This is a genomic window from Pseudomonas sp. H3_A02 (assembly GCF_054671965.1).
Map to the genome: position 1 here is coordinate 5,734,222 of NZ_CP162807.1, position 12,075 is coordinate 5,746,296.

8 protein-coding genes are annotated in these 12,075 nt (G+C 62.5%); 4 read left to right on the plus strand and 4 right to left on the minus strand.

Annotation, left to right across the window (positions count from 1 at the left end; genetic code table 11):
* The first annotated feature begins 104 nt into the window (after positions 1 to 104).
* Both xdhC and guaD read left to right on the plus strand, forming a co-directional pair.
* Complete coding sequence (gene xdhC / locus AB4N80_RS25185; RefSeq protein WP_122567900.1) at positions 105 to 947, plus strand: xanthine dehydrogenase accessory protein XdhC; 843 nt, start codon at positions 105 to 107, stop codon at positions 945 to 947.
* A gap of 19 nt (positions 948 to 966) precedes the next feature.
* Positions 967 to 2,271, plus strand: coding sequence for a guanine deaminase (guaD, locus tag AB4N80_RS25190; RefSeq protein ID WP_354336736.1), 1,305 nt, complete (start codon positions 967 to 969; stop codon positions 2,269 to 2,271).
* A gap of 120 nt (positions 2,272 to 2,391) precedes the next feature.
* Here guaD and AB4N80_RS25195 read toward each other — a convergent pair whose 3' ends face one another.
* A complete protein-coding gene (locus AB4N80_RS25195; RefSeq protein WP_003183531.1) occupies positions 2,392 to 3,156 on the minus strand; it encodes a GntR family transcriptional regulator in 765 nt (254 codons plus the stop codon).
* A gap of 360 nt (positions 3,157 to 3,516) precedes the next feature.
* On the opposite strand from AB4N80_RS25195, the gene AB4N80_RS25200 reads away from it, so the two are divergent.
* Positions 3,517 to 4,707, plus strand: coding sequence for a benzoate/H(+) symporter BenE family transporter (locus AB4N80_RS25200; protein ID WP_460079408.1), 1,191 nt, complete (start codon positions 3,517 to 3,519; stop codon positions 4,705 to 4,707).
* Between the two features lie 167 nt (positions 4,708 to 4,874).
* Here AB4N80_RS25200 and AB4N80_RS25205 read toward each other — a convergent pair whose 3' ends face one another.
* Entirely contained in the window at positions 4,875 to 5,219 is a 345-nt protein-coding gene (locus AB4N80_RS25205) for a YggL family protein (protein ID WP_072407906.1), read from the minus strand.
* 232 nt (positions 5,220 to 5,451) lie between these two features.
* On the opposite strand from AB4N80_RS25205, the gene dacB reads away from it, so the two are divergent.
* A complete protein-coding gene (dacB, locus tag AB4N80_RS25210) occupies positions 5,452 to 6,918 on the plus strand; it encodes a D-alanyl-D-alanine carboxypeptidase/D-alanyl-D-alanine endopeptidase (RefSeq protein ID WP_122567897.1) in 1,467 nt (488 codons plus the stop codon).
* Positions 6,919 to 7,270: 352 nt separating this feature from the next.
* Here dacB and AB4N80_RS25215 read toward each other — a convergent pair whose 3' ends face one another.
* Both AB4N80_RS25215 and rlmKL read right to left on the minus strand, forming a co-directional pair.
* Positions 7,271 to 9,655 (minus strand): GGDEF domain-containing protein, encoded by a 2,385-nt coding sequence (locus AB4N80_RS25215; protein ID WP_122567896.1) that lies wholly within the window; start codon positions 9,653 to 9,655, stop codon positions 7,271 to 7,273.
* A gap of 141 nt (positions 9,656 to 9,796) precedes the next feature.
* Positions 9,797 to 12,067 carry a bifunctional 23S rRNA (guanine(2069)-N(7))-methyltransferase RlmK/23S rRNA (guanine(2445)-N(2))-methyltransferase RlmL gene (gene rlmKL / locus AB4N80_RS25220; protein ID WP_460079411.1) on the minus strand — a complete coding sequence of 757 codons (2,271 nt, stop codon included), beginning with the start codon at positions 12,065 to 12,067 and terminating at the stop codon, positions 9,797 to 9,799.
* Between the last annotated feature and the right edge of the window lie 8 nt (positions 12,068 to 12,075).

Sequence of the window (12,075 nt, forward strand, 5' to 3'; positions counted from 1 at the left end):
CGAGCAAGCTCGCTCCCACAGGGGATTTGTGAATACCGACCCAATGTGGGAGCGAGCTTGCTCGCGATGAGGCCCGAACAGACAACAGAGATGTCGAGGTGAATATGTACAACTGGATCAGCGCCCTCGCCGACCTGCAAACCCGCGGCGAACCCTGCGTGCTGGTGACGATTATCGAAGAGCTCGGCTCCACCCCGCGCAACGCCGGTTCGAAGATGGTCATCAGCGCCAGCCAGACGTTCGACACCATCGGTGGCGGGCACCTGGAATACAAGGCCATGGAAATCGCCCGGAACATGCTTGCCAGCGGCCAGCAGAACACCCATCTGGAGCGCTTCAGCCTCGGTGCGAGCCTGGGCCAGTGCTGCGGCGGCGTCACCGTGTTGCTGTTTGAACCCATGGGCCAGGTCCAGGCGCAGATCGCCGTGTTCGGCGCCGGCCATGTCGGCCGCGCCCTGGTGCCGCTGCTGGCGAGCCTGCCCTGCAAGGTGCGCTGGATCGACTCGCGGGAAGCGGAGTTCCCCGAACACCTGCCCCACGGCGTGCACAAGATCGTCACCGAAGAGCCACTGGATGAAGTCGACGAATTGCCCGCCGGCAGCTACTGCATCGTCATGACCCACAACCACCAGCTCGACCTGGAACTGAGCGCCGCGATCCTCAAGCGCAACGACTTCGCCTACTTCGGCCTGATCGGCTCGAAAACCAAGCGGGTCAAGTTCGAACATCGCCTGCGCGATCGTGGTTTCGACAGCAGCACCTTGCAACGCATGCGTTGCCCGATGGGCATCGGCGAAGTCAAAGGCAAGCTGCCTGTGGAAATCGCCATCTCCATCGCCGGCGAAATCATCGCCACCTATAACGCCGATTTCGGCCAGCACACCGTGCGCGCCGAACCGATTGCCAAGCTGCTGCCGGCTTCGCGCCGCAGCCAGGCGAACCGTTGAACACTCGTTGAGAACTCCCATGCCCCTGACACGCAAAGCCTACCGCGCCGCCCTGCTCCACAGCCTCGCCGACCCGGCCGAAGTCGGTATCGAGGCGTCCTATGAATATTTCGAAGACGGTTTGCTGGTGGTGGAAAACGGCCAGATCAGCGCCATCGGCCACGCCCACGACCTGCTGCCCACCCTGGCGGCGGATATCGAAATCGCCCACTACCCGGACGCGCTGATCACGCCGGGTTTGATCGACACCCACATCCACCTGCCGCAAACCGGCATGGTCGGCGCCTATGGCGAGCAATTGCTGGACTGGCTCAACACCTACACCTTCCCCTGCGAGAGCCAGTTCGCCGACAAGGCCCATGCCGAGGCGGTGGCGGATATTTTCGTCAAGGAACTGCTGCGCAACGGCACCACCACCGCGCTGGTGTTCGGCAGCGTGCATCCGCAGTCGGTGAATGCGTTTTTCGAAGTGGCCCAGAAGCTCGACCTGCGGATGATCGCCGGCAAGGTGATGATGGACCGCAACGCCCCGGACTACCTGACCGACACTGCCGAATCCAGCTACACCGAGAGCAAGGCGCTGATCGAGCGCTGGCACGGCAAGGGCCGGCTGCACTACGCCGTGACCCCGCGTTTCGCCCCCACCAGCACCCCGGAACAACTGGCCCTGGCCGGTCAGTTGCTGGGGGAATACCCCGACTTGTACATGCAGACTCACATCAGTGAGAACCTGCAAGAAGTGCAGTGGGTCAAGGAACTGTTCCCGGAGCGCAAGGGCTACCTGGACGTCTACGATCACTACCAACTGCTCGGCGAGCGCTCGGTGTTCGCCCACGGCGTGCACCTGTGCGATGACGAATGCGCGCGCCTGGCCGAGACCGGTTCGGCCATTGCCTTCTGCCCGACCTCGAACTTTTTCCTTGGCAGCGGCCTGTTCAACCTGCCGATGGCCGAGAAGCACAAGGTGAACGTAGGACTGGGCACAGACGTGGGTGGCGGCACCAGTTTTTCGCTGCTGCAAACCCTGAACGAAGCCTACAAGATGATGCAGCTGCAGGGCGCACGGCTGAGCCCGTTCAAGTCGCTGTACCTGGCCACCCTCGGCGGCGCCCGGGCCCTGCGCCTGGAGGACAAGATCGGGACGTTGCAGCCGGGGACGGACGCGGATTTCCTGATATTGGACTACAACGCCACGCCGCTATTGAGCTATCGCCTCAAGCAGGCCAAGGACATTGCCGAGCGGTTGTTCGTGTTGATGACGCTGGGGGATGATCGGACGGTGGCGCAGACTTATGCGGCGGGTCGGTTGGTGCACCACCGCTAGGTATTTGTCGCCAGCCAAATCGCCTTCGCGAGCAAGCCCGCTCCCACATTTGGAATGCATTTCAACGTGGGAGCGGGCTTGCTCGCGAAGGGCGCGACTCGGTATGACTGATTCAACCCATCAAAGCTTGGCCGTCGACCGCCCCGGTTTCTTGCTCTGCAACAAATGCGAGAACACCGCGTGCAAGTCATCCGACGCGCTTTCTTCGTCGAGGTTGAGCTTGCTGTCGATGTGGTCCATGTGATGCATCATCAGGTCCACCGCCAATGTCGCATCGCGCGCCTCGATGGCGTCGATCAACTGCGTGTGTTCGTCGTAGGAACAGTGGGACCGGTTGCCGCTTTCGTACTGGGCGATGATCAGCGACGTCTGGGACACGAGACTGCGCTGGAAACTGATCAGCGGGGCGTTCTTCGCCGCTTCGGCCAGCTTGAGGTGGAACTCGCCCGACAGACGGATGCCGGCACCGCGGTCACCGCGGGAAAAACTGTCGCGCTCGTCGCTGACCATCTGCCGCAGCTCAGCCAGTTGTTCGGCGGTAGCGTGCTGCACCGCCAACTCGGTGATCGCCCTCTCCACCAGGCGCCGGGCCATGAACACCTGGCGGGCCTCTTCGACACTCGGGCTCGCCACCACGGCACCGCGATTGGGCCGCAGCAACACCACGCCTTCGTGGGCCAGGCGTGACAACGCCCGGCGGATGATCGTGCGGCTGACCCCGAAAATTTCCCCCAGCGCCTCTTCGCTCAACTTGGTACCGGGCGCCAGGCGTTGTTCGAGGATGGCCTCGAAGATATGCGCATAGACAATATCGTCCTGGGTTCCGCTGCGGCCGGCTTTACCAGCTCGCGGTTGTTTCTTGAGGGGCTGCAACTGTTCGTTCATGGGCACTCGAGTCGGGAGAACTGCGGCGAATTGACCGTGACTGTAATACGGCACAGCGGGTCGCTGGCAAGTATCGCGTAAAAAACAGCTCGATTGTACACAACCTCTGATGGCAACACGACTGTACGGCTGTTTGCGGGCATGGCTGTATTGCAATCGAAGATGGGGTTGAGTTTAGGCTTAAACCTCGGGTTTGTGGCGAGGGAGCTTGCTCCCGCTGGATTGCGAAGCAATCCCCCCGCATTCGTTCAGATCCCCCGTGACGACCGCTGCGCGGCCGAGCGGGAGCAAGCTCCCTCGCCACAAAAGCAATGGCTCTCCCCGAGACCAGCCAATTTATAACAAGGAACACCGCCCACCATGACCGAAGTCACGACCACACCACTTCGTCCATTGGCCGACACCTCGCCTTCGGCCATCGTCGCCGGGTTCATCGCCATGATGACCGGCTACACCAGCTCCCTGGTGCTGATGTTCCAGGCCGGACAGGCGGCAGGGCTCACCAGCGGGCAGATTTCCTCGTGGATCTGGGCGATTTCCATCGGCATGGCGGTATGCACCATCGGGCTGTCGCTGCGCTATCGCACGCCGATCACCATCGCCTGGTCGACACCCGGCGCGGCGCTGCTGATCACCAGCCTGGGCGGTGTGAGTTACGGCGAGGCCATCGGCGCCTATATCACCTGTGCAGTCCTGGTGACGATCTGCGGCCTGACCGGCAGTTTCGAGCGTTTGGTCAAGCGCATTCCGGCCTCGCTGGCGGCGGCGTTGCTGGCGGGCATCCTGTTCAAGATCGGCAGCGAGATCTTCGTCGCCACCCAGCATCGCACCGGCCTGGTGCTGGGGATGTTTTTCACCTACCTGATCGTCAAGCGCCTGTCGCCGCGCTACGCGGTATTGGCGGCACTCTTGATCGGTACGGCGCTGTCGGGCCTGCTGGGGCTGCTGGATTTCAGTGGTTTTGTCTTGAAAGTCGCGACGCCGGTCTGGACCACTCCGCACTTTTCCCTGGCCGCCACCATCAGCATCGGCATCCCGCTGTTCGTGGTGGCGATGACCTCGCAGAACATGCCTGGCATCGCCGTGTTGCGGGCCGACGGTTACACCGTGCCGGCCTCGCCGCTGATCACCAGCACCGGCATCGCCTCGCTGCTGCTGGCGCCGTTCGGCTCCCATGGCATCAACCTGGCGGCCATCAGCGCGGCCATCTGCACCGGCCCCCACGCCCACGAAGATCGCAACAAACGCTACACGGCGGCGGTCTGGTGCGGGATTTTCTACGGGATCGCCGGGGTGTTCGGCGCGACGCTGGCGGCGTTGTTCGCGGCGCTGCCCAAGGAACTGGTGCTGTCCATCGCCGCGCTGGCGCTGTTCGGCTCGATCATCAATGGGTTGAGCATCGCCATGAGCGAAGTGAAGGAACGGGAAGCGGCGCTGATCACCTTCATGGTCACGGCGTCGGGGATGACGCTGTTCTCCATCGGTTCGGCGTTCTGGGGGATTGTGGCGGGGGTGTTGACCTTGCTCATCCTGAACTGGCGCAACGCCTGACAGCTTTTAAGAGCATCGCGAGCAAGCTCGCTCCCACAGGGAATTTGTGTCGTTCACATCACCACTGTGGGAGCGAGCTTGCTCGCGATGGCGACCTGAAGGACAACACCTACCCAACAGACAGGCACAAAAAACCGGCGCCCAAACGGGCTGCCGGTTTTTGAACATCAAGCGACCGGATTGATCGGCTTTTCCGGGTACCAGACGTCCATCAGCGGGCTGACTTCCACGCTGGTCAGCTCAGGACGCGCCTTGAGCCAGGCTTCAACGGCAGCACGCTGCTCTTCGGTGACCGAGCCACGCTTCTGCAGGCAAACCAGACCGTAGTCGTCGCCGCCGACGTAGCCCAGGCCATTGGCTTCCATGGCTTCTTTCAGGAAAGCGTCGAGGAAAGCGTCAATAGCCTCATCGGCCAGATCTTCTTTGAAATCCAGGTTCAGTTCGAAACCCAGCTCTTGAAATTCATCCACGCACAGTTTTTTGCGCAGACGCTGGGAACGGTTAGTCGCCATTGGAACAATCCTCATAAGTAATAACGGCCGGCACTTTACCAGTTTGGCTCGTCGATTGCCCGACTGATCGGGGCGTATCGGCCTACCGTCGGTAAAAAATAGCAGCCGAAGGGCTCAGGCACGGCCCAAGCCGTTGCGGCTTGGGGCATAATGCCGACACTTTCATGACCGTTGAGGACGTTCATTTTCATGTCCTCGTTTTTTCCCCCTCGCCCGTAGGGTTCTATTTCAAATGATCAAATCTTTGCGTCCACTGCTTCTGGCCAGCCTTCTTCTTCCCCTGGCCCTCCCTGTCACCGCCCACGCCGCCACGATCAACACTGCCCTGTCGCCCAACGTGCAAAAGGCCCTCAAGGCCAGCAAGCTGCAGAACGACGCCCTGTCCCTGGTGATGGTGCCGCTCAATGGTCCCGGCACCCCGACCTTGTACAACGCCGACGTCTCGGTCAACCCCGCTTCCACGATGAAACTGGTGACCACCTACGCGGCCCTGGAAATGCTCGGCCCCAATCACCAGTGGAAAACCGAGTTCTACACCGACGGCACCCTCAGCGGCGGGATCCTCAACGGCAACCTATACCTCAAGGGCGGCGGCGATCCCAAGCTGAACATGGAAAAACTCTGGTTGCTGATGCGCGACCTGCGGGCCAACGGCGTGCAGCAGATCACCGGCGACCTGGTCCTGGACCGCAGTTTCTTCATCCAGCCGCAACTGCCCGAATTCAACGACGACGGCAACGACGAAAACAAGCCATTCCTGGTCAAGCCCGACTCGTTGCTGGTCAACCTCAAGGCCCTGCGCTTCGTCGCCCGCAACGACGGCGGTCGGGTGCTGGTGTCGGTGGAACCGCCGATTGCCAGCATCCGCATCGAAAATCAGGTCAAGGCGGTCAATACCAAACAATGCGCCGGCGGCGTGCGCTACAACCCGGTGCCACAGGCGGACGGCAGCGTGACGGTGACCGTCGGCGGCCAGCTCGGTGACGGTTGCAGCTCCCAGACCTACCTGTCGCTGCTGGACCATGCCACCTACACCGCTGGCGCCGTGCGGGCGATCTGGAAGGAACTGGGCGGCAGCATCCAGGGCAAGGACCGCCTGGCCGCTACCCCGAGCAACGCCAAGGTGCTGGCCCGGGCATTCTCTCCGGACCTGGCGGAGATCATCCGCGACATCAACAAATACAGTAACAACACCATGGCCCAGCAACTGTTCCTGAGCCTCGGCGCGCAGTTCCGTAACGAAGCCGACGGCGATGACGCCAAGGCCGCGCAACGGGTGGTGCGCCAGTGGCTGGCCAAGAAAGGCATCACCGCACCGCACCTGGTAATGGAGAACGGCTCCGGCCTGTCCCGCGCCGAGCGGGTCAGCGCCCGGGAAATGGCCGCGATGCTGCAAGCCGCCTGGCGCAGCCCGTATTCGGCGGAGTTCATCAGTTCGATGCCAATTGCCGGCACCGACGGCACCATGCGCAGACGCCTGAAGACCACCGCCATGGCCGGCGAGGCCCACGTCAAGACCGGGACCCTGAACACCGTCCGCGCCATCGCCGGCTACAGCCGCGACATCAATGGCAACACCTGGGCGGTGGTGGCGATCCTCAACGATCCGAAGCCATGGGGCGCTTCGTCAGTGCTGGACCAGGTGTTGCTGGACCTGTACCGCCAGCCGAAACTGCCACAGACGGCTTCGGTGCTCTGACCCCCGACTCACCACAGATTCAGTGGTGATCAGAGGTACAAATGTGGGAGCGAGCCTGCTCGCGATGCGGTCGGTCAGCAAACATCAATGCTGAATGACATACCGCTATCGCGAGCAAGCTCGCTCCCACAGTGGATCTGTGTCGAACTCGAATGTTGGGCCCACTGAAGATCAAGCTCGCTCCCACAGGGGATTTGTGTCGAGCACAGATTTTTTGCCCACTGAAGATCAACTGTGGGAGCGGGCTTGCTCGCGAAGGCGGCGTGTCAGCCAATGCAATGCTTGAATGTTACACCGCATTCGCGAGCAAGCCCGCTCCCACACCCTTCGCCCCCAGACTCGGCCAAAATGGCTAACCCAACTGCGTCTCGACCCGGTCCCGCCCGGCCTGCTTGGCCGCGTACACGCCTGAATCGGCCCTGAGCAGCAGCGCATCGGCGCCCTCCCCGGCACGCCAAGTGGCGATGCCGAAGCTGGCGGTGACAACGCCCACATCGTCGATGGGCGCAGCCCGCAAGCCTTCCCACAGCTCCAGCGCCAGGGAGTAGGCGCTGTCACTGTCAGTGTCCGGACACAGCACCACGAACTCTTCCCCACCCAACCGACAGAACACATCGGTGCGGCGCAACCGTTGGGCGATGCGCTGGCAGACCGCCTGCAACACCCGGTCGCCCACCGCATGGCCGTGCTGGTCGTTGATGCGCTTGAAGTGGTCGATGTCGAGCATGATGACCGCCAGCCCCCCCGAACCGCGCTCAACCCGGACCATCTCCGAGGTCAGCCGCTCCTGGAAATAACGACGGTTGCGAATGCCGGTCAAAGCGTCGGTCACGGACAAGGCCCGTAGTTCTTCTTCCACCCGTTTCAAGTCGGAAATATCCGAGATGTAGCCGTGCCACAACACCCCACCGCCGGGCAACTCCTCGGGTGTGGCCTCGCCGCGCACCCAGCGCAGGCCGCGTAAAGGCAATTGCACCCGGTACTCTTCCCGCCACGGGCTCAAGGTATGGGCCGAAGCACGAATCGAAGCACGGACGCGCGTGCTGTCCAACGGGTGAATACGCGAGAAAATAGCCTCGGCGTTCTGCACCAGTACGTCGGGTTCCAGCTCATAGATGTCACGAATACCGTCGCTGGCATAGATCACGCTGAAGCGATCATTGAAATCCATCTTGAACTGGTAAATCCCCCCGGGCACGTGGGCGCTGAGCTTTTTCAGCAACAGATCACGGGCCGCCAGCGCTTCGTGAACGCGCTTGCGTTCGGTGATGTCGATGCAGATCGCCAGGTGCCCGACCCACAACCCCTGGTCATCGAGCATCGGTGTAGCCAGCATGTTCACGGTCAGGTGGCTACCATCGCGACGCACCAGCGTCCATTCCCGCGCCTGTTGTCCACCCTGTTCGCCGCCCTCGAGCAACATCGCGTGGCAGGTGGGAATCGGTTTGCCAAAACGCGCGCCAAGCTGGGCGGCCCGAGCCTGGAGTTCGCGCGGCACATGCAAGCTCTCCAGGGTCATGCTTTGCAGCACCTCGCAACTCGGGTAGCCGAGCATCTGTTCGGCGCCGACGTTGAAGGTGGTGATGACCCCGCGCAGGTCCGTGGCGATGATCGCGACCTGGGTCGCGGCATCCAGCACGCCGCGCAATTGGCCATGAGTACCGCGCAGCTCCTGCTCCCGGGCGCGCAGTTCACGGGTGCGTTGCTCGACCAGTTTCAAGGCCCGCTGCCGCTGGCTGACCAGCACATAGAGCAAGGCGCTGAGCAGCAGGCTGAGCAAGCCGCCGAGTATCACCAGGCTGGTGACCGAAGAATGATTGGTCGACAGGAATACCCGGCTGGGCCGTAACTCCACCCGATAGTCGTGATCGGCCAGACGTAACAGGCGGGTCGCCGACAAATCGCTCTGGCCCGGCTGGTTGCGGGATTCGAACAGCGTCTGCGCACCGTTCTCGGCAGACAGGTCCACGACCCGCATCGACAGATTGTCGTGACTGGACGCCGGCAGTCCGTCGCCCACCAGTTGCGACATACTGATAGCCGCCACCACGTAGCCGAACGGTTCATTGGCCGATTCCCTGATGACTGGCGCGACCAGCAATATTCCGTGGGTAGACACCGGGTCGCCGTCCATCAAGTCCAGCGGTTGCGAGGCCACCAGCCCGCCGCGCTGGCGAGCCCGCTGGAGGGTGGCACGGCGCAAGGGTTCGGAAAGCAGATCCAGGCCCAGCGGTGCACCGTAGGGAGTCCGGCTCTGGATGTAGAGCACCGGAACGTACTCGTCCCGTTCGGCGGCCTGCCGCAGGCCACCGTTGCCATCCGCCTCGCGGATCGCAAATTGAGCGGCCCCTTCGGCCTGCGCCTGCTGTTCGAACGCTTGCCGTTCGTCGCGAAGTACCCTGGGCGCCCAGACGAAGGCCCGGGTACGGCGCAACAGCGCGTCGGCGTAGCCACGGAATTCTCGGTTGGAAACGTCTTCGGAGTTGGCAAAGAAGCGCCCGAGGCTGCCGAGGAGTAGCTCCTCGTCCTGGAATTGTTCCTCGATGCGGCTGAAGCGTTCCTCAACGTGCAACTCGAAGCGCTGGCGCAATTGCTGATTGAACAGGTTCGTCATCGCCCAGCTCAACACGCCGGTCAGGAAGGTACCGGCCAGCAACACCAGCGAAGCCACCAGCCAGGCCGACACATCTTCGCTGATAAAGCCCAGGATCCTGGGGCGCACCTGATGCAATGCCATAAATACAACCCGCAAAGGGACCAGGCATAGATACAACCCTGGACACAGCCTAAGTTATAGCTATTCGCCATCACTTTAGCCAGCCCCAAACGAGGCTAGAAGCCCTGAATTACAAGGCTTCGTGGATCCAATCAGGCCCGATCAACGGGCCATGATTTTCCAGGCACGGTGGATCTTGCCGTTGCGGGCGAAATCCGGATCAATCGTCTTGGCGGTGATTTCTTCCACCGCATAGCGCTCGCCGAGGTTGTCCTCGAGTTGGAACTTGCGGAAGTTGTTGGAGAAATACAGCACACCGCCCGGGGCCAGGCGCGCCATGGCCAGGTCCAGCAACTGCACGTGATCGCGCTGCACGTCAAACACGCCTTCCATGCGCTTGGAGTTGGAGAAGGTCGGCGGGTCGATGAAGATCAGGTCGTACTCGTCACGACTGGCTTCCAGCCATGCCATCACGTCACCCTGCTCCAGGCGGTTCTTGTCGGAAAAACCATTGAGCGACAAGTTGCGTCGCGCCCAGTCCAGGTAGGTTTTCGACAAGTCGACACTGGTGGTGCTCCGGGCACCGCCCTTGGCCGCGTGGACGCTGGCGGTCGCCGTGTAGCAGAACAGGTTGAGGAACCGCTTGCCGGCTGCCTCTTTCTGGATCCGCAGGCGCATCGGCCGATGATCGAGAAACAGCCCGGTGTCCAGGTAGTCGGTGAGGTTGACCAACAGCTTCACGCCGCCTTCGTTGACCTCGGTGAACTTGCCCTGGGCGCTCTGGCGCTCGTACTGCTTGGTGCCGCTCTGACGCTCGCGACGCTTGATCACCACCCGGCTCTTGTCGACGTTCAGCGCCTGGGGAATCGCCGCCAGGGCGTCGAAAAGCCGGGCCGAGGCCTTTTCCGGGTCGATGGACTTCGGCGCGACGTATTCCTGGACGTGAACCCAGTCGTGATAGAGGTCGATGGCCATGGAGTATTCCGGCATGTCGGCATCGTAGACGCGGTAGCAGTCCACACCTTCACGCTTGGCCCATTTACTCAGCAACTTGAGGTTCTTTTGCAGGCGATTGGCGAACATCTGCCCGCCTTCGCTCAACCGCGCCTGCTCGACCACAGGGGCCGGCGCCGGCGCCGGTTTGATCGGGTTACCGTTCTTGTTGTACTGGCGCTCTTGCGGTACTTCGGGGGCTTGATCATAGGCGGCCTGTTCGCGCTCGGCCTGGCGTTGCTCCGGAGTACGTCGCTCGCCAGTGACGAACTGGTCCGGCAGGACCTTGATCAGCAACAACTTGCACGGCAAGGCGCCGTTCCAGAACGAATACTGCTTGTGGCTGCGAATGCCCATGCGCTTGCCCAGGTCCGGCGCACCGGTAAACACCGCCGCCTCCCAGTTCAGGCACGCCTGGCGCAGGCGTTCGCCCAGGTTCTGGTAGAGATAAAGCAGGCTGGCTTCGTCGCCCAGACGCTCGCCGTACGGCGGGTTGCAGATCACCAGGCCTTTCTGGTTCTGATCCGGACGCGGTTCGAAGGTGGCAACTTCGCCCTGATAGATCTTGATCCACTCGCTCAGGCCCGCCCGCTCGACGTTGTTGCGGCCCGGTTGGATGAGCCGTGGGTCGGCTTCGTAGCCGCGAATCCACAACGGCGGCTTGGCCAGCCCGGCGGCGGCGCGTTCGCTGGCCTCTTCGTGGAGCTTCTTCCACAACGCCGGCACGTGGCCGAGCCAGGCGGTGAAGCCCCACTGCTGGCGACGCAGGTTCGGCGCCATGTCGGCGGCGATCATGCCGGCTTCCACCAGGAACGTGCCGACACCGCACATTGGGTCGGCCAGCGCCCCGCCTTCAGCGGCAATGCGCGGCCAACCGGCGCGGATCAGGATCGCGGCGGCGAGGTTTTCCTTCAGCGGCGCGGCGCCTTGCTGCAGGCGATAACCGCGCTGGTGCAGGCTGTGGCCGGAAAGGTCGAGGGAGAGGATCGCTTCGCCACGGTCCAGGCGCAGGTGGATGCGCAGGTCCGGGTTGAGCTTGTCGATGGACGGCCGCTCGCCCGATGGCGTGCGCAGCTTGTCGACGATAGCGTCCTTGACCTTCAAGGCGCCGAAGTGGGTGTTGTCGATGCCCGAACCATGACCGCTGAACTCCACTGCCAAGGTGCCATCGGCCAGCATATGGTCTTGCCAGTCGACACCCAGCACACCGTGGTACAGGTCTTCGGCATCCTTCATCGGGAAGCGCTTGAGCACCAGCAACACGCGGTTGGCCAGGCGCGACCACAGGCACAGGCGATAAGCCGTTTCCATGTCGGCCATGCCGCGCACGGCCGAGGTGTGCTCGCGCGCCTCTTCAAGGCCAAGCCCGACGGCTTCCTCGATCAGCAGGCCTTCGAGGCCCTTGGGGCAGGTGAGGAAGAGTTCGAAACGATCGGACATGGGGTTTC

Bases quoted from the DNA above. Each gene is read 5' to 3' on its own strand.
- AB4N80_RS25200 (WP_460079408.1), top strand. From the start codon at position 3,517: ATGACCGAAGTCACGACCACACCACTTCGTCCATTGGCCGACACCTCG.
- dacB (WP_122567897.1), top strand. From the start codon at position 5,452: ATGATCAAATCTTTGCGTCCACTGCTTCTGGCCAGCCTTCTTCTTCCC.
- rlmKL (WP_460079411.1), bottom strand. From the start codon at position 12,067: ATGTCCGATCGTTTCGAACTCTTCCTCACCTGCCCCAAGGGCCTCGAA.
- AB4N80_RS25215 (WP_122567896.1), bottom strand. From the start codon at position 9,655: ATGGCATTGCATCAGGTGCGCCCCAGGATCCTGGGCTTTATCAGCGAA.
- AB4N80_RS25195 (WP_003183531.1), bottom strand. From the start codon at position 3,156: ATGAACGAACAGTTGCAGCCCCTCAAGAAACAACCGCGAGCTGGTAAA.
- guaD (WP_354336736.1), top strand. From the start codon at position 967: ATGCCCCTGACACGCAAAGCCTACCGCGCCGCCCTGCTCCACAGCCTC.
- AB4N80_RS25205 (WP_072407906.1), bottom strand. From the start codon at position 5,219: ATGGCGACTAACCGTTCCCAGCGTCTGCGCAAAAAACTGTGCGTGGAT.
- xdhC (WP_122567900.1), top strand. From the start codon at position 105: ATGTACAACTGGATCAGCGCCCTCGCCGACCTGCAAACCCGCGGCGAA.